The sequence below is a fragment of the Lysinibacillus fusiformis genome (assembly GCF_002845985.1).
In the GTDB taxonomy this organism is placed as follows: Bacteria; Bacillota; Bacilli; order Bacillales_A; family Planococcaceae; genus Lysinibacillus; species Lysinibacillus fusiformis_D.
This window is the reverse complement of record NZ_PDFK01000002.1, coordinates 532,995-551,295: the sequence shown is the minus strand read 5'-3', so window position 1 is coordinate 551,295 and position 18,301 is coordinate 532,995. Positions and strand designations below refer to the sequence as shown.

Sequence of the window (18,301 nt, the reverse complement as noted above, 5' to 3'; positions counted from 1 at the left end):
TATACTATAAAACATCAATAACTTCACAAGAAAGAAATGAGGAACAACATTGAGATTAAGAAATAAGCCTTGGGCAGAGGAAATGATTACAGATCACCCAGAGGTGATTATTCCAAATCCTGAAGACTTTAAAGGTAAGTGGCAGTCTGTTTTCGGAAATGACAATCCTATCCATATTGAAGTAGGTTCTGGAAAAGGGCAATTTGTTACAGGTATGGCTTTGCAAAACCCAACGATTAATTATATTGGCATTGAGCTTTATGATAGTGTGATTGTTTGTGCACTAGAAAAAGTGCTAGAGGCAAAATCTCCAGCGAATTTACGCTTACTAAAAGTAAATGGCGCAGATTTATATAAATTCTTTGATAAAAATGATGTATCACGTGTATACCTGAATTTCTCAGATCCTTGGCCAAAAACACGTCATGCAAAAAGACGTTTAACGCACGAGGGTTTTTTGAAATTATATGAGTCGATTTTAGTGGATAATGGGGAAGTCCATTTTAAAACGGATAACCGTGGTCTGTTCGAGTATTCTTTAATCAGTATGTCTGAATATGGTATGTTACTAAAGTATGTATCTCTCGACCTACATGCAAATATGCCAGAGGATAATGTGATGACGGAATATGAGGAGAAATTTTCTGCGAAAGGGCAGCCGATTTATCGCTTAGAATCACAATTTATCATTAAATTGTAGGGGGAATATGGATGGATCAGTTACAGTTTCACAAAATGTCATTAACATGGCTTAACGGGGGTGTTACGTGCCTAGATGGCGGGGCAATGTTTGGTGTTGTACCGAAGCCGCTTTGGTCACGTAAATATCCAGTCAATGAAAAAAATCAAATTGAATTACCAACAGAACCCATTCTCATTCAATATGAGGGCAAAAACTACCTGATTGATACAGGAGTTGGTTTTAATAAATTAAACGAAAAACAATTACGAAACTTTGGTGTAACCGAGGAATCCTCATTAACGGAAAGCTTACAGGAACTGGGGTTAACAACAGCGGATATTGATGCAGTGTTAATGACTCATTTACATTTTGATCATGCTGGTGGCTTAACACAATGGGAAGAGGATGTACTTGTACCAACTTTTCCGAATGCCAAAATTTTTGTTACGAAAATTGAATGGGATGAAATGCGTAATCCTAATATCCGCTCTAAAAATACGTATTGGAAAGAGAATTGGGAGCCAGTGCAGCACTTAGTTGAAACCTATGAAGATACGTTGGAAGTGGTACCAGGGATCGAAATGATTCATACAGGTGGACATAGTGAGGGACATGCTGTTATCAAGCTAACGCAAAATGGTGAAGTATTATTGCATATGGCGGATATTATGCCAACACATGCTCACCAGAATCCATTATGGGTATTAGCGTATGATGATTACCCAATGACAAGTGTATTTGCCAAAGAGCGACTTATAAAAGAGGCGCTTACCAATAGCTATAGCTTTATTTTCTATCACGATGCATATTACCGTATGATTAAATGGGATGAAACGGGCAAAGAAATTGTCAATAAGCTTGAACGTAGTAGACAAGCTGTTATTACATTTTAATAGCGCCAGCAAAGGCCGAGGTAATTGACATATAAAATGTCAATTACCTCGCTTTTTTGTTCGTGAACAGGATAGAAAATATGATACACTTAACACGATACTAAAATACAAAAGAGAGTTGAAATAAACATGGCAACTGAACAACCATTTTTACCAGTTTTACTAGGATCAGATATGAATGCATATGGTATGGCACGCGCGTTTTATGAAGCATATGGTATTAAACCACTTGTCTTAGGACGTTCTCATTTAACAGCGACTCAAGATAGCCATATCCTACAATTTCAAGAAATAGACCGTTTAAATGAACAAGATGTTTTTGCACCTGCACTTGCAGAAGTTGCAAAAAAATATGCTGATAAAAAACTATTGCTTTTAGCATGTGGAGACGATTATGCTAAGCTGATTATTAAAAATAAGCCAGCGTTACAAGAGCATTTTACTGTACCGTACATCGATGAATCGTTGATGGATGAAATTTTATTGAAAGAAAACTTCTATAAAATGTGTGATCAATATAATTTTAAATATCCAGGTACAACAACGGTGACAGCCGATAACTATGAAAACTTTACACCACCATTTGATTACCCTATTATTTTAAAAGCTTCAAACTCTGTAGAATATTGGGCATGTAAATTCCCAGGTAAGAAAAAAGTATTTGTTGCGCATGATGATGCGGAAAAAACGGCCATATTAAAAGCGATTTATAGCTCAACATATCAGGATACTATGATTATCCAAGAATTTATTCCTGGTGATGATTCTTATATGCGTGTGTTAAATGCTTACGTAGGGAAAGATGGAAAAGTAAAGCTGATGTGTCTAGGTAATCCTATTCTAGAAGAACATTCTCCTGAAGGAATCGGAAGTTATGCAGCCATCGTTACAACCTATGATAAAGAATTAATGGATCAAGTACGATTCTTCTTAGAGGATATCGGTTATACAGGCTTTGCAAATTTCGATATGAAATATGATATTCGAGACAAGCAGTATAAGCTATTTGAAATTAATTTACGTAATGGTCGCTCTAGCTACTATGTAACAGCAAGTGGTCATAATTTAATGAAGTATGTCGCTGATGACCATATGTTAAATATCGAGCAAGATGTCACATATGTGCAGGACAAACATTTATGGATGATTATTCCTAAGGGCGTATTATTCAAATATGCATCAAATGAAAAGCTTAAACTAGAAGCAAAAAAATTAATTAGTGAGGGCAAATATACAAACTCTCTTTACTTTAATGAGGATATGAATACGAAGCGTTGGGTGAAGTTAACGCTCAATAACTTGAATTATTATCGTAAGTATAAAAAGTACTTTAATAATAAAGGTTTATCCGAATAACAATAAGAAGCCATCTCATTCATTGGAGATGGCTTCTTATTGTCTATACATGATTAAACTTCTGTTAGTTCCACGACAACACCAGAGCGTGCGTCGGCAGCAAACTCGAAAGTCTGCATTTCCCCTTCATTCATACGAGAGATTCCTCCGCGATATACTGGGATAGTCATAATACCGTTTGTGAAATCTTCTGTTTTCATAAAAATCCAAGAACCGTCAATCGGTGCATCCTTTTTAAACTCTCTTTTTATGTTTTCAAGTACTTGTCCTGCAGGTACGAACGGAGAAACTTTTTCACTAGCTTCTTTAATAATGACTGCGGCAGCTAAGCCAGTTGCAACACCAATTAAAAAATCACGTAATTTCATACATCTTTCCTCCTTTTTCTATACCTATATTTTAGCATAGCCTATGGAGTGAATGCACGTTCACACTTTAACAGTTTTAGGAAATGTATCAATATTTCGAATTCGGAAATAAATGTGTTACAATAGGCAAGGAAGAATATTCTACTTCGTGGGGAGAGAGTCATCATGAATGAGGAAACATTACAATTATTTAAAACATTAACAGAACTACCAGGCGCTCCGGGGAATGAACATGCTGTACGTGCGTTCATGCGTTCTGAGTTAGAAAAATACTCGGATGAAATCGTTCAAGATAATTTAGGGGGCATCTTTGGTGTCAAGCGCAGTGAGGTTGCTGACGCGCCGAAAGTGTTGGTTGCTGGACATATGGATGAAGTAGCATTTATGGTTACTTCTATTACAGATAATGGCATGATCCGTTTCCAAACATTAGGTGGCTGGTGGAACCAGGTTATGCTTGCACAGCGTGTAGAAGTTTATACAAAAAATGGCGCAATACCTGGCGTTGTTTCATCTATTCCACCGCATTTATTAACAGATGCGGAACGTGCTAAGCCGATGGATATAAAAAATATGCTTATCGATGTTGGCGCTGACAACAAAGAAGATGCAATGGGTATGGGTGTTCGACCAGGACAATCTATCATTCCTATTTGTCCATTTACACCAATGGCCAATCCGAAAAAAATTATGGCTAAGGCTTGGGATAACCGTTATGGCTGTGGTCTAGCGATTGAGTTAATGAAAGAAGTACAAAATGAAAAACTAGGATCGCATTTATATTCAGGCGCAAATGTTATGGAGGAAGTAGGTTTACGTGGTGCTCAAGTATCAGCAAATATGATTAAACCAGATTTATTCTTCGCATTAGATGCTTCTCCTGCCAACGATACGTCGGGAGAAAAAAATCAATTTGGACAGCTTGGCAAAGGTACATTACTTCGTATTTTAGACCGCACAATGGTCACACATCGTGGTATGCGAGAATTTATTTTAGATACTGCCGAATCAAATCATATTCCTTACCAGTACTTTGTATCTCAGGGAGGAACTGACGCAGGGCGAGTACATACAGCAAATGATGGTGTTCCAAGCGCTGTTATTGGTGTTTGCTCACGCTATATTCACACGTCAGCGTCCATTATTCATATTGATGATTACGCAGCTGCCAAGGCATTAATTGTTGAATTAGTGAAAAAAGCAGATCGTTCGACATTAGAGACAATTCGCGCTAATGTATAAGAAGTTAACAAGATGCCTTTTAGAGGCATCTTTTTCTATGGAAAGAAAGTGGGGATTAGATGAATATAGCCATTGGGACAATGAATAAAGCGAAGACAGAGGCAGTTGAAGTAATTGCTCGACAATATTTTGAAGATGCCATCTTTACGCATGTGAAAGCTGCTTCTGAAGTGTCAGATCAACCAATAAGTAATGAAGAAACGAGACTAGGGGCGATTAATCGTGCAAAAAACGCCATGAACACAACAGGTGCACAATTCGCATTTGGCTTAGAGGGTGGCGTAACTGAAATAGATGATGAAATGTATGTTTGTAATTGGGGTGCATTAACAGTTTCTGATGGAACAATTTTCACAGCTGCTGGTGCACAAATTATATTACCAAAAGAAATTGCCCAGGAAATAAGAGGTGGTGGAGAACTTGGCCCTATTATGGAGCAATACACAAAACGTCGAGATATTCGTCAAGGTGCAGGTGCTGTAGGTATTTTTACGCAAGGTTTGGTGAGTCGACAGATGATGTTTGAGCATATTGTATCACTATTGGTTGGTCAATATTTGTTCGCATTTTCACAAAAATAGTTAAATAGAATTAGTATTCAGCATGCAGTTAGGTTGCATCTGATGAATAATTTTTTTAAAATAGAAAAAAGTTAGCAGAGAAAGGAAGAGGAACATGTCGTTTACCTGGCTAAAAACTATCGGCCTGATGCTTTTACTTCTGGTCCTTTCTGGCTGTAATCAATCGATTGATGACCAAATTGCGAATGGGCTCCAATTAACGGAGACGGTTTTTGCTGAAGAGCCAGAAGAACATACGGAGAAAATTGGAGATATCAAATTATACTTACCTTCAAACTTTAAAGTTGAAGACAGTTCAGATGCTTATAATATTGTGATTTCAAAAGGAAAAGAAAGCTATATTCTTTTTATTAATGATGAAGAAGCACAAGACAGTAAACTTTATTATAATCTTTTAAAAGAAAATGAAGCGGACAAAATTATCGAAGAGTTAACTTATGACAAGAATGGTCGTTTTGGCTTCACTGCGGTTCTAAAGACGGAAGATAAAAATGAGATGGAGCTCATTGTTAGTAGCGGCGGCGTGAAAATGACAACGATTTCTCAGACCAAACATATTGAAACTAATTTGCGTGAGATGACGAAAATTGTACATTCGGTTAAAATGAAGTAAATAGATTGGATTGAACAGACGGTTCACAAACATGTGAGCCGTTTCATTTTGAAGTCAGGATGTGAGAGAAATGAAGCAATTGAAATCAGAACAACTGATAGAGCTATTAAAAAAACGATTGAATGAAGAGAAATACGAATTTCATTTTGATAAAAAGCATGATAAATTACGATTGAATCATAAGACGATTGACAAAGGAATGGAGCTCTCATTACCTGGTATCTTAGCAAAATACAATGATAAGCAAGAGGCAGCGATTGAGGAAGTTGTCTATACGATTGAGCAGACTTTTAATGCGATGGAGCAAGAAAAAGAACAAGGCTTTCAAACGACTACACAAATTTATCCTATTATACGTGCGACTTCTTATCCCCAAGCATCTAAAGAAGGACATGCGTTTATTACAACTGAGCATACAGCGGAGACACGTATTTTTTATGCGCTCGATTTGGGTAAAACCTATCGTTTTATTGATGAATCCATGCTAGAAGCATTACAATTAACGGTAGAGCAAATTCGAGAAATGGCACGCTTTTCAGTAAAGCAATTACCAACCGCATATAAAAAAGATGAGGTAGCAGGTAATCTATTTTATTTTGTCAATGTGAATGATGGCTACGATGCTAGCCGTATTTTAAATGAGAGTTTTTTGACAGACATGCGAGCACTGGTGGAAGGCGATATGACATTGTCTGTGCCACATCAAGATGTGTTAATTATAGGTGATATTCGCAATGAAACAGGGTATGATGTATTAGCACAGATGACGATGCATTTCTTTACTGTCGGTATAGTACCGATCACATCATTATCTTTTATTTATGAAGATGGGGAACTAGAACCAATCTTTATTTTAGCCAAAAACAGAGTGAAAAAGGAGCAAGAAAAACAATGAACGTATTTTACAACAAAGAGCATGTAGGAGATGTCTTACTAGTTCAATTAGCAACTGAGTCTATTGTGAAAACAGTAGTAGAACGAGCTGGAGATATCGCTATTTTAAAAGAAGCACAAACAGGAGAAATAAAGGCGTTTAATTTATTTAATGCAAGCAGCTACATCCAAACAGATGCAAGAGGCTTAGTGGAAGTGACACCAGAACTAGTAGCACAACTAACTGCAGCCATCGAGAAAAATGGAGCTACAATCAACCTTGATGTTGACTTTTCTCCAAAATTTGTGGTGGGTTATGTGGAAACAAAGGACAAGCATCCGAACGCTGATAAATTAAGTATCTGTTCCGTAAATGTAGGCGATGAGACATTGCAAATTGTTTGTGGTGCTCCTAATGTAGAAGCAGGTCAGAAGGTAGTTGTTGCAAAAATTGGTGCAGTAATGCCTTCAGGTATGCTCATTAAAGCAGGAAATTTACGTGGTGTTGAGTCTTACGGCATGCTTTGCTCAGCTCGTGAATTAGCCATTCCTAACGCTCCTTCTGAAAAAGGAATTTTAGTATTACCGGGAGATGCCACTATTGGTAGTGCTTTTGAAACACCAACTAAATAGAAATGCCTTTATTTGAAAAGGAATTTATTAAAATGTAAATGTTTTATCATGATATTATTCCTTGTATCAAGGTGAAATGCCCTAAATCGTTATGTTACTAATATGCTAGTAGCGTAACGATTTTTTTGTTTAGAATGAGCCTCTAAATGCAAGTTTCAAGAGCGTTTTTATGGTATGCTTTTTGATATAGACATTGAGCTATTAATTATATGAATCAAGCCAATGCTATAAATGAAGTGTAAGAGAAATGAGTGAAACGAAGTGAACTGGTTTAAAAAACAAATTAGTAAATTTATAAATAAAGAAGATGAATATTACGAGTATGAAGAATATTATGATGGCTACGAAGAAGAGCAGACCGAGCAACTACATACGCAAAATGAAGTACCGATGGCTAAGCAGAAGACTTTCCGTTTTCCATTGATTGACGATGATGAAAGCGGGACATCCTACACACCACAAAAAGAAATGTTTGATCAAATGGGTAATGATGATTATGGACAGATTGGTGATTTATCTTTACCGAAGCATTTAAACCACCATATTGTTGACTCCAGTGTTTATGATGTGGAGGTTTCAGGGATTCGTGATTTATTAGCAAATCGTTCAAAACGCACTGGTCGAAAAACAACGATGAAAAGTCAGCCTGTAGAACAGCAATATCGTTCACGAGCAAGCTTAGTGTTTCGGGATGCACAACATGAGACAGTCAATGTTAAGTCTGCGTCTGCACCAGCATCTGTTTCGAAAGAGAAAAAGCAGTGGAAGGAACAAAAAGTTGAAAGCATTTTACCTGAGAATCGTAAACGCTTTGTGCCAACAGATGTACCTTCACCCGTCTATGGATTTGCAAAACCAAGTCCCATCAAAGAATTATTAGATAAAAGAAAAGAAGAATACGAGGAGCAAGAAACCTCGGTACATGATACCGAAATGGTGACGGTTACGAACTCTATAAAAGAAACGACAACAAATGAGGCTAATGAAAATATACTAGAAGAAAAAGAGCCGGCTAGCATAGGTCAAATGGTTGAAGTAGAGCAGCATGAAATCATTGAACCTGATGAGCTACCTTTAGCAAATGAGCCTATTCATTTTGATGATGATGTATCGGTAGAGGCTAATGGTGAGCAGGAGAGTATGTTATCTAATATGGCTATACCTCAAACAACATCATTTGCCATGGCCTTTGAAGATCAAGTGAAGGAAGCTGTTCTGCAAGACCAAACAGTTCAACAACTTTCTGCCGATCAATCTGAAATTCACGTGAAAGAAATGATAGTAGAGCAAGTACAAATCGAAAATTCCACGATTCATATCGGAGAGGTAACAGTTGTACAGCCATCGAAGGATGACCCATTACTTGTTGACGACCAATCTGTTGATACGGTGCAGAAGGAAGAAACAAGTCGTATTCCTTTTAATGTCCTCATGTTAAAAACGGATAAAGAAAAATGGAGAATCCAACAGCAAATGAAAAAGGCACAGCCTCTTCATGTAGAAAGTACTCAGAAAGCAATGGAAAACGAACCAGTGGATGTGGCGGTTGCCTATGAAGAGGAAGAATCATGTTCTCTAGACAGCGTTGTAATAATAGATCGTCCCCAACCAGCTGATTCGCTAACAGAAGAGGATCTTGTTGAGTCAATGACAGAGCATATGCCATTGCAAGATGAGTTAGCATCCCATCAATATGCCAAGGACGATACGCGAAATGCTACTACTCCACATAGCTCTGAAGACAATGTAGCAGTCATTACAATGACACCTGTGACAACAATGTCTGGTGTATTAACGCAAGAAAGAACAGAAATTGAAAAAGCCGCTAATGATGAAATTTCAGCTACTACTGAGCCAGAGCTAGAATCAGAACTAGAACGAGGTTTAGAGTCAGAGCTAGAATCAGAACTAGAACGAGGTTTAGAGTCAGAGCTAGAATCAGAACTAGAACGAGGTTTAGAGTCAGAGCTAGAATCAGAACTAGAACCAGATTTAGAGCTAGAACCAGAACCAGAACTAACTACCAACACTGATGAAATTTCAGAAATTGTAGCGTATGGTCCTGTACAGTCTGTTGACAAGCAAGAGGAACCACCAGTATTTGAAGTGGAAGCACAGGAAGCTGAAAAACCTGCAAAGCCAGTTCATGTCTATCAAAAGCCTACAGATGAGTATTTAGAGCCACCAGAGGAGAAAACACAGGATACGGATTGGATGGAACAACAGGGAGATACATTGGTCGAGGCACTTTCTTATTTCCAGGTTTCCGCTCAAATTGAATCGATTATGCAGGGGCCAGCTGTTACGCAATTCGAAATAACGGTGAGCCATGGTACAAAGGTTAGTAAAATCCGAAACTTAGCCGATGATTTAAAACTGGCCTTAGCAGCAAAAGATATTCGTATTCAGGCACCAATCCCTGGAAAAAGTTCAATAGGTATTGAGATTCCAAACCGCGTATCTCGTGCTGTTCGCTTGTCAGAGGTGACAAATAGTGCCTCTTTCCTTGAATCGGATTCTCCATTAGAGGCAGCGTTAGGTCTTGATTTAACAGGAAAGCCTGTTACATTAGATTTGCGAAAAATGCCTCATGGCTTAATTGCTGGTGCAACGGGTTCGGGTAAATCTGTTTGTATTAATTCTATTTTGGTTAGTTTATTATATAAAGCTGCACCACATGAGTTAAAACTCATGCTGATCGACCCTAAAATGGTAGAGCTTGCACCATTTAACCATATACCGCATTTAGTTAGCCCTGTTATTACAGATGTGAAGGCAGCAACGGCTGCACTGAAATGGGCAGTGGAGGAAATGGAGCGTCGCTATCAGCTATTTGCTCATGCAGGTGCACGTGATATTACACGTTATAATGCAATAGCAGATAAAAATAATGAGCATAGCTTGAAGCTACCCTATATTTTAATTGTCATTGATGAGTTAGCTGATTTAATGATGATGTCTCCGGCTGATGTAGAGGAGGCCATTTGTCGAATTGCTCAAAAGGCACGTGCTTGTGGTATTCATTTAATTGTTGCGACGCAAAGACCTTCTGTGGATGTTATTACAGGGTTAATCAAATCAAATATCCCTACACGTATTGCCTTTGCTGTTTCCTCACAAATTGATTCTCGTACCATTTTAGATGGGCAGGGAGCAGAAAGATTACTTGGGCGAGGGGATATGCTATATTTAGGTAATGGTATGTCAGCGCCAGTGCGACTACAGGGAACATTTGTGACAGATGATGAAATTGAAGCCATTATTGAGCATGTTCGTGAGCAGGGAGAGCCTGATTATATTTTCGATCAAGAGGAGTTATTGAAGAAAACAGAGGTGTCCGCAGAACAGGATGATCTGTTTGAAGATGTTTGCCGATTTGTCTATGAGCAAGGTGGCGCCTCAACCTCATTGATTCAACGAAAATATCATATTGGCTATAATCGTGCTGCTCGTTTAATTGATATGTTAGAATCACATGGCTTTGTTTCGGAGGCAAGAGGAAGTAAGCCGCGTGAAAGTTACATTACAGAAGAAGATTTAATTACTATGTTTGAATAAGAATTGCATTGTTTTCGTCTAGATTATCTAATTTACGTCGATTTTAGTTTTTTTAGAAAAGTTACACATCTATCCTTATGCATAAAAAGTGCTATAATAGACAGGATGTGTTGAATAGTACGTATTTTTTAACACTTGTGAAGGTATTAATACCTAACGATTCGTGAAATAATACGTTACACCTAATAGATGATAGATGGGATATTGAAATTCCCGGGGGGTTTAATTAATGACAGTTTTTCATTTCACAGGCATTAAAGGTTCTGGCATGAGTTCGCTTGCACAAATCTTATTTGATGCTGGTGAACAAGTACAGGGCTCAGATGTCGATAAATATTTCTTCACGGAGCAGCCGTTACGTGAACGTAATATTCCAATTTTTACATTTAATGCAGATAATATTAAAGAAGGCATGACAGTAATTGCAGGAAATGCGTTTCCAGATGATCATCCTGAATTAGTACGTGCCCAAGAAATCGGTGTAGAAATCATTCGTTACCATAAATTTTTAGGTGAATATATTGGCAACTATACATCCATTGCAATCACAGGTGCGCATGGTAAAACATCTACAACAGGCTTGATGGCACATGTTGTAGGCGGTTATAAGCCAACATCTTATTTAATTGGTGATGGTACAGGTGCAGGGCATGAAAATGCTGATTTCTTTGTGATGGAAGCATGTGAATATCGCCGTCACTTCTTAGCCTACAATCCAGATTATGCTGTGATGACTAATATCGATTTTGATCATCCAGACTACTTTGCCAACATAGAGGATGTATATTCTGCATTTCAATCATTAGCGTTACAAGTGAAAAAAGCGATCATCGCATGTGGTGATGATGAACAGCTTCAGCGTATTCAAGCAAAAGTACCAGTTGTCTATTATGGATTTGGTGCTGAAAATGACTTCGAAGCGCGTAATGTAGAAAAAACAACTAAAGGTACAAAATTTGATGTATTTGTTCGCAATGAATTTTATAGTACTTTCTTTATCCCGTTATTTGGGGATCATGCTGTTTTAAATACATTGGCTGTCATTACGCTATGCGAATATGAAGGCATTTCACCTGATATTATTCAGGAGCGTCTACACACATATAAAGGTGTTAAGAGACGTTTTACTGAAACCGATATAGGGGATACTGTTTTAATAGACGACTATGCACACCATCCAACGGAAATTCGTGCAACAATTCAATCGGCACGACAAAAGTTCCCTGAACGTGAGCTAGTTGCTATTTTCCAACCACATACATTTACACGTACCCAAGCTTTTTTACAAGATTTTGCGGATAGTTTGAGCCTTGCAGATACAGCCTATTTATGTGATATATTTGGCTCTGCAAGAGAAACGCAAGGTGCACTATCTATTCATGATTTAGCGTCTCTTATCGAAGGCAGTGCAGTGATTACCACTGAAGGAATTGATATATTAACAAAACATAAAGGCGCAGTATTTTTATTTATGGGCGCTGGTGATGTTCACAAGTTCCAAGATGCTTTTGAAGACGTGCTTACAAACAATGAAACAGCTTAGTCCGTAGGGGTTAAGCTGTTTTTTCTCAAATTTGAGAAGGAATTCCGTTTTTTTTGTCGAAGATAGGGAAAGTAATAGTAAAGACAATTTACTAGCAGGAGGTTATCTTATGGAAGTGATTTTGTATATTGCAGCCATTATTGCTGCAATCGGATTTTTAATTTTATGTGTGAGCGTTGGTATGACATTATTTTCGCTCAAGTCCATTTTAAACAGTTTAGCTGGGACATTATCTGGGATTGAAGGACAAATGGAAGGCATTACGCGTGAAACAACGTCCTTATTAACAAAAACAAATAGCTTAGCAGATGATATTCAACATAAATCGGAACAATTAAATTCAGTTGTTCAAGCTGTTAAAGGTATTGGTGATTCCGTTAATGGTTTAAATAATTCTGTACAGCAAATCACTTCTTCTGTTTCTAAAAGCGTAGAACAAAACGAAGAAAAAATTGCACAGGTTGTACAATGGAGTAATGTGGCGATGGGTATTGCGGATAAGTGGAAAAAACGCAAAATCATTGAGCAAGAGTCAGTTTCTGAGGATGCCTATGCATTTGAAACGGTACAGGTAGAAGAAAAGCCAAAAAGAAAATGGGGTCGTAAAAAATGATAATTATTCAGTGAGTATTACATGCTGACTGAATAAAAATAAAGTCTTAGACATAAGTTGTAGATGCATCTGTGAAAGTAGATGGACAACCAGTCTAGACAAATTTGATAATAAGATGGGGAGGAATTGTTGTATGACAACTCAAAAGCCAAATTTTAACGAAGTAAAGGAACAACAGCTTGAAAGTTCTTTACCTCAGCTTTATCATTCACAAGACTCGATTTATGAAGAGGAGCGTGTAAACATGAAAGATTTTGTGATTGGCGCATTAGTCGGAGGAATCGTAGGTGCTGCGGCAGGTCTACTGTTAGCCCCAAAATCAGGAAAAGATTTACGTAGTGATGTGGCGGTACAAGCTGTTCAGTTAAAAGATAAGAGTGCAGACTTCTCGACAACTGCAAAAGATAAAACGGTTCAACTTTCTAAACAACTTCAAGAACAATCTACACAATTAGTGGAAAAAGTAAAAACATTGAAAACGGCAAAAGCACCAGCTGTTTTTGATGATGGTACGGTTTCCTTTGAGGGTGAAGAACCGCTAGAGGAATTTATTCCTAGTGAGGAACCTAAAGCTCAAGAAATAAAGGAACAAACAGAAGAGACAAATGAAGAAGTACGCGCATAATGCATAATAAAAAGGGATACGTTACATGATAATGATGTAACGTATCCCTTTTTTAAGTGATGGGTGAAGCTTCTAATAGTATTTCTAGTTGATCGCCACCAAATATTTCTGTATCAAAGCTTGCTGGTTGACCATTTCTTAAAATCGTGAAATTCCCTTTAAATGTACCTGGTAACTGCCAATTAGAGAAACGGAATACATCCTGATAAATCCAACGACTGCGATCCTTTTCTCTAAATTCGATAGTTGCTCCATTCGGCACAGTGGACAGTGGTGATACAACGTTTTGATTGACGAGCGCCTCATTTGCTGTTTTCTTAAGTTCTAAAACTTCCTGTTGGAAATGAATAATGATTTTATCCTCTAGCAAAAGGTTCATTTGGTCTGCTATACGTTGTACGGTTGGTAAAGATGGTTGGTGAAAGCTAATGATATCGCCATCTTGAACCGCATAGCTCATTTTAGCTATTTTTCCATTAATCATTAGCTGTGAAGAGAATTCTGGTAAATACAAAGGTTGACTGTCCACTTGAATAGAATAGGATTCAAATTGTTTGACTAAATTCCAGTTGTTCGTGACTTTAAATACATCTTCAATTGTATCAGCTATATCAAAAACTACTCTATCACGATCATTTAAAATTGTATCAAGTGATGCAGGTGATTGATTGACAGTAATTTTTGGCTCAATCACATATTTGGTTTGTTGTATTGTAATTGTTTTTATCGCTGCATCATCAACAAGATCTCTCACTGTAGCTGTTGCAGTTTGCCCATCTTGCCCTTCAATTAGCTGAATAGCATCACCCGATTTAATCAATGTTTTGGTAGATGCCTGTTGGCCATTGACCAATATTTCTGCTGGTTGCCCATGACCACCTGGGATAAAAATATCTTGTCCATTGACACTGACAGATAGCCCAAGTCCAGGTTTTCCATATAATTGCTTTGCTCGTATATTTGCCGCTAAAAAAGCATCCGCCACAGTCATTTCCTTTAATTCAAAAAGGCGAACCACTTGATTATTAACCGTTAAACTCATATATTGAATCGGCATTTTTTTAGCAGCAATCGCAATTCCAATCGGCGTGACTAACTCAGGTGATGCTTTTATATGTTCTTCCTTTGTAAGGTTTTGAATAGCATCAATACCTCGAACAGCGATACGATTTGCTGGTAAGTCAAGGACTTGTCCAAGTTCTGTAGTCAGATTGGGTGTTAAGCTACCACCACCAACTAACATAACGGCTTTCGGTGCGACACGATTATTGAGTCGTAAGATTTCTTCACCAATAGACTTTGCCAGTTGCTTCACTGCAGGCTCAATTGCTAATAACACCTCATTCTTTGGATAAAACTGATCAAATCCTAGGATATCTTGAATTAATATTTCTTCTGCTGTTTGGAGCTGACGTTTTGCCTCTTCTGCTACAGGGAAGTCTAGTAAATAGTGGTCGCTTAATGCTTCTGTAATTTCGTCGCCAGCTGTTGGCACCATACCATAGGCCACAACTGTACTTTTATCAGTGATCGCGATATCAGATGTTCCTGCCCCTATATCAACAAGTGCCACATTTAAGCGACGCATCGTTGGCGGAATGAGCACATTAATGGCAGCAATAGGTTCTAATGTCAGTGCTTCCATTTCTAAATCTGCCCGTTTAAGAGCAGCAATAAGTGATTCCACAACAACGCGAGGTAGGAAAGTGGCAATCACTTCAATTTGTGCTTCATCACCTTGTTGATCGAGCAGACTGCCGATTTCCTCGCCATCCAAGCGATAATAGAGGACTGAATAGCCTACACAATAATAGTGGCTAATCTTTGCATCCTCCTTTTGTTGTAAAAGTTGTTGCTGTGCTTGTTGAACGGCCTGAAGTTCCAAGCGACTAATATCTTCTTCAGTAAAAATAGGCCGATTACGTATATTAATGGTCACACTAGCTTGTTCAGTTTTCAAAGATCGACCTGCGGCAGCCACACTTACCTTTGTAAGAGGACCATGTTTTTCTTCGAGTTCACGTTTTATTTCATTTATTAAATCTGCCACATACATGACATTATGTATTTGACCATCTACCATGGCACGTTCTTTATGCTCTTTCACTAAAATATCTTCCACATGAAAATGGTCATTTTCTTCTTGTAGAATAATCCCGACCACTGAGCGTGTACCAATATCAAGTGCGAATAATTTAGAACTCAATGTAATCGCTTCCTTTCGCGTCATACTTGAAAAATAATTTAGCGAGTTGAAGCGCTAAATTAAAAATGCGTGACATTCTGAACAACATTGATTATAATAATGCTATTATCTAAAAATGTAACATACATTTCAGAGTTCTGAAAGTGTCTGTCATGAGGAGAGGAGCAAGTAAGCATGAGCCAAAAAGATTTAGAAAGCTTACGTAGTCAAATTGACGGTTTAAACTTAGAAATTCTTCGTCTAATTAACGAACGTGCAGCTGTAGTTGATGAAATCGGTAAGATTAAAGAAAAGCAAGGTGTGAATCGCTATGATCCACTACGTGAAAGACACATGCTCGATCTTATTAAAGAACACAATCAAGGACCATTAAACCAAATGACGGTTGATTATATATTTAAGCAAATCTTTAAAACAGCTTTAAAACAATTAGAAGCTGATAAGAAGAAGGAATTGCTTGTATCTCGTAAAAAGAAATCCGAAGATACAGTTGTTAATATCAATGGTGAATTAATTGGGCAAGGGAAGCCATCTTTCGTATTTGGTCCTTGTGCAGTTGAGTCGTATGAGCAAGTAGCAGCTGTTGCCGCTTCTATTAAAGCAAAAGGCGAAAAGTTAATTCGCGGTGGTGCTTATAAACCACGTACTTCTCCATATGACTTCCAAGGTCTTGGGCTAGAAGGACTTAAAATTTTAAAACGTGTGTCAGAGGAATATGGTTTAGGTGTGATTACAGAAATCGTAACACCAGGTCATTTAGAGGAAGCATTAGACTATATAGATGTTATCCAAATTGGTGCACGTAATATGCAAAACTTTGAATTATTAAAGGCAGCAGGTGCAACAAATAAACCTGTCCTATTAAAAAGAGGCTTAGCTGCTACAATTGATGAGTTCATTCATGCCGCTGAGTATATTATGTCTAAAGGCAATGAAAACATTATCCTTTGTGAGCGTGGTATTCGTACTTATGAAAAAGCAACACGTAATACATTAGATATTTCAGCTGTACCAATTTTAAAACAAGAAACGCATTTGCCAGTATTCGTAGATGTAACGCATTCAACAGGTCGTCGTGATTTATTATTACCATGTGCTAAAGCAGCTATCGCAATTGGCGCTGATGGTGTTATGGCAGAAGTACATCCAGATCCATCTGTAGCATTGTCTGATTCACAACAACAAATGGACATCCCAACATTTGACGCATTCTATGAAACACTACAAAAATTCATGAAAAATCATGAAATTCATGCTTAATTGTTAACAGCGAACACCGCTTGCTTACTTCGGCAGGCGGTGTTTGTTATATCGTGACAAAATAATGTCTAGAATAGGACTATTAGTACTTGGTTTTTACGTAGTTCTTCTTGAAAATAATATGAAAATTATCGTATGATAAGGCTATAATAGGAAAAAAGGGAGGCACGTACGATGACTGTTACAATTTATGATGTTGCAAGAGAAGCGAATGTTTCCATGGCAACGGTCTCTCGTGTAGTCAATGGTAATCAAAATGTAAAACCAGCAACACGAAAAAAAGTATTAGAAGTAATTGAGCGATTAGAATACCGTCCAAACGCAGTAGCGCGAGGTTTAGCAAGTAAGAAAACAACAACAGTTGGCGTGATTATCCCAGATATTGCAAACAATGTTTATGCGGAGCTGGCTCGTGGTGTAGAGGATATTGCCACGATGTATCGTTATAATATTATTTTAGCCAACTCAGATCAACATGAAGATAAAGAGTTACAGCTACTGGATACGATGCTTGGAAAACAAGTAGATGGAATTGTTATGATGAGTGATGAGGTCACAGAAAAAATGCAACAAACGATGGATCATTCTCCAGTACCGATTGTGCTAGCTGGCTCGGTTGATGAATCGCAGACAATTGCCACTGTGAATATCGATTATTTCCAAGCGGCCTATGAAGCAATTTCATTACTTATTCAAAATGGACATACACGTATTGGTTTCGTAACTGGTCCACTTTCGTATACAATTAACGGAAAATTCAAGCTAGCAGCCTATAAGAAAGCATTGCAGGATGCTGGTTTACCAATAGATGAGGCATTAATTGCCGCAGAAGAGTCTAGCTATGACATGGGCTTAGAGGCTTGGGAAATATTATCTGCTCTCGAACATCCACCAACAGCTTATTTTGCAGGCAGTGATGAGCTGGCAATCGGCTTAATTCATGGCGCACAAGACGCAGGCAAAAATGTTCCAGAGGATATTGAAGTCATCAGCTTTGAGAACTCAAAGCTAGCGCGAATGGTACGCCCACAGCTAACAAGTGTAGCATTACCGCTATATGATATTGGAGCAGTTGCCATGCGCTTGCTGACAAAATTAATGAGCAAGGAGCCTGTCGAGGACGAGGCAGTTATTCTACCCCACCGTATTGAGCATCGACAATCGGTCAAAAGTAAATAATGATTGTAACACGTAAACTTGTGAAGAGTTTGCGTGTTTTTTTATATGGATGGATAGAACTGCAAAAGTGGTGGAT

Annotated in this window: 16 protein-coding genes; 14 read left to right on the top strand and 2 right to left on the bottom strand. The window is 38.0% G+C overall.

Going from position 1 to position 18,301, the window contains the following annotated elements:
- Window positions 1-49 precede the first annotated feature (49 nt).
- The 3 genes from trmB to CRI88_RS08635 all read left to right on the top strand — a co-directional run bounded on the left by trmB (window position 50) and on the right by CRI88_RS08635 (window position 2,931).
- Window positions 50-700 (top strand): tRNA (guanosine(46)-N7)-methyltransferase TrmB, encoded by a 651-nt coding sequence (gene trmB, locus CRI88_RS08645; RefSeq protein ID WP_036118804.1) that lies wholly within the window; start codon window positions 50-52, stop codon window positions 698-700.
- An 11-nt stretch (window positions 701-711) separates the two neighbouring features.
- A complete protein-coding gene (locus tag CRI88_RS08640) occupies window positions 712-1,575 on the top strand; it encodes a YtnP family quorum-quenching lactonase (RefSeq protein WP_036118806.1) in 864 nt (287 codons plus the stop codon).
- A gap of 129 nt (window positions 1,576-1,704) precedes the next feature.
- The gene (locus CRI88_RS08635) at window positions 1,705-2,931 is read left to right on the top strand and encodes a carboxylate--amine ligase (protein ID WP_036118808.1); all 1,227 of its coding nucleotides are present in this window, start codon (window positions 1,705-1,707) and stop codon (window positions 2,929-2,931) included.
- Window positions 2,932-2,984: 53 nt separating this feature from the next.
- On the opposite strand, the gene CRI88_RS08630 is transcribed toward CRI88_RS08635, so the two are convergent.
- Window positions 2,985-3,299: a peptidase M4 gene (locus tag CRI88_RS08630; protein ID WP_036118810.1), complete on the bottom strand. Its 315-nt coding sequence runs from the start codon at window positions 3,297-3,299 to the stop codon at window positions 2,985-2,987.
- 165 nt (window positions 3,300-3,464) lie between these two features.
- Here CRI88_RS08630 and CRI88_RS08625 point away from each other — a divergent pair, with 165 nt between their 5' ends.
- From CRI88_RS08625 to CRI88_RS08585, 9 genes are all read left to right on the top strand, one after another.
- Window positions 3,465-4,541, top strand: coding sequence for a M42 family metallopeptidase (locus CRI88_RS08625; protein ID WP_036118812.1), 1,077 nt, complete (start codon window positions 3,465-3,467; stop codon window positions 4,539-4,541).
- Window positions 4,542-4,600: 59 nt separating this feature from the next.
- A complete protein-coding gene (locus CRI88_RS08620) occupies window positions 4,601-5,122 on the top strand; it encodes a DUF84 family protein (protein ID WP_101966542.1) in 522 nt (173 codons plus the stop codon).
- 127 nt (window positions 5,123-5,249) lie between these two features.
- Window positions 5,250-5,735 carry a hypothetical protein gene (locus CRI88_RS08615; RefSeq protein WP_231745133.1) on the top strand — a complete coding sequence of 162 codons (486 nt, stop codon included), beginning with the start codon at window positions 5,250-5,252 and terminating at the stop codon, window positions 5,733-5,735.
- Between the two features lie 70 nt (window positions 5,736-5,805).
- A complete protein-coding gene (locus CRI88_RS08610) occupies window positions 5,806-6,630 on the top strand; it encodes a DUF1444 domain-containing protein (RefSeq protein WP_036118818.1) in 825 nt (274 codons plus the stop codon).
- Window positions 6,627-7,241 carry a YtpR family tRNA-binding protein gene (ytpR, locus tag CRI88_RS08605; RefSeq protein ID WP_036118820.1) on the top strand — a complete coding sequence of 205 codons (615 nt, stop codon included), beginning with the start codon at window positions 6,627-6,629 and terminating at the stop codon, window positions 7,239-7,241. Before CRI88_RS08610 ends, ytpR begins: the two co-directional genes overlap by 4 nt.
- A 261-nt stretch (window positions 7,242-7,502) precedes the next feature.
- Entirely contained in the window at window positions 7,503-10,799 is a 3,297-nt protein-coding gene (locus CRI88_RS08600; protein WP_101966541.1) for a DNA translocase FtsK, read from the top strand.
- A 229-nt stretch (window positions 10,800-11,028) separates the two neighbouring features.
- A complete protein-coding gene (gene murC, locus CRI88_RS08595) occupies window positions 11,029-12,342 on the top strand; it encodes a UDP-N-acetylmuramate--L-alanine ligase (RefSeq protein WP_036118824.1) in 1,314 nt (437 codons plus the stop codon).
- Window positions 12,343-12,451: 109 nt separating this feature from the next.
- Window positions 12,452-12,955 carry a DUF948 domain-containing protein gene (locus CRI88_RS08590; protein WP_036118825.1) on the top strand — a complete coding sequence of 168 codons (504 nt, stop codon included), beginning with the start codon at window positions 12,452-12,454 and terminating at the stop codon, window positions 12,953-12,955.
- Window positions 12,956-13,088: 133 nt separating this feature from the next.
- The gene (locus tag CRI88_RS08585) at window positions 13,089-13,580 is read left to right on the top strand and encodes a YtxH domain-containing protein (protein WP_036118827.1); all 492 of its coding nucleotides are present in this window, start codon (window positions 13,089-13,091) and stop codon (window positions 13,578-13,580) included.
- 52 nt (window positions 13,581-13,632) lie between these two features.
- On the opposite strand, the gene pilM is transcribed toward CRI88_RS08585, so the two are convergent.
- A complete protein-coding gene (gene pilM, locus CRI88_RS08580; protein WP_036118828.1) occupies window positions 13,633-15,786 on the bottom strand; it encodes a pilus assembly protein PilM in 2,154 nt (717 codons plus the stop codon).
- 174 nt (window positions 15,787-15,960) lie between these two features.
- Between pilM and CRI88_RS08575 the strand changes: the two genes are divergently transcribed.
- Both CRI88_RS08575 and ccpA read left to right on the top strand, forming a co-directional pair.
- Window positions 15,961-17,046: a bifunctional 3-deoxy-7-phosphoheptulonate synthase/chorismate mutase gene (locus CRI88_RS08575; protein ID WP_036118830.1), complete on the top strand. Its 1,086-nt coding sequence runs from the start codon at window positions 15,961-15,963 to the stop codon at window positions 17,044-17,046.
- 174 nt (window positions 17,047-17,220) lie between these two features.
- On the top strand, window positions 17,221-18,225 hold the full coding sequence (gene ccpA / locus CRI88_RS08570; protein WP_036118832.1) for a catabolite control protein A: 1,005 nt from the start codon (window positions 17,221-17,223) through the stop codon (window positions 18,223-18,225).
- The last annotated feature ends 76 nt before the right edge of the window (window positions 18,226-18,301 follow it).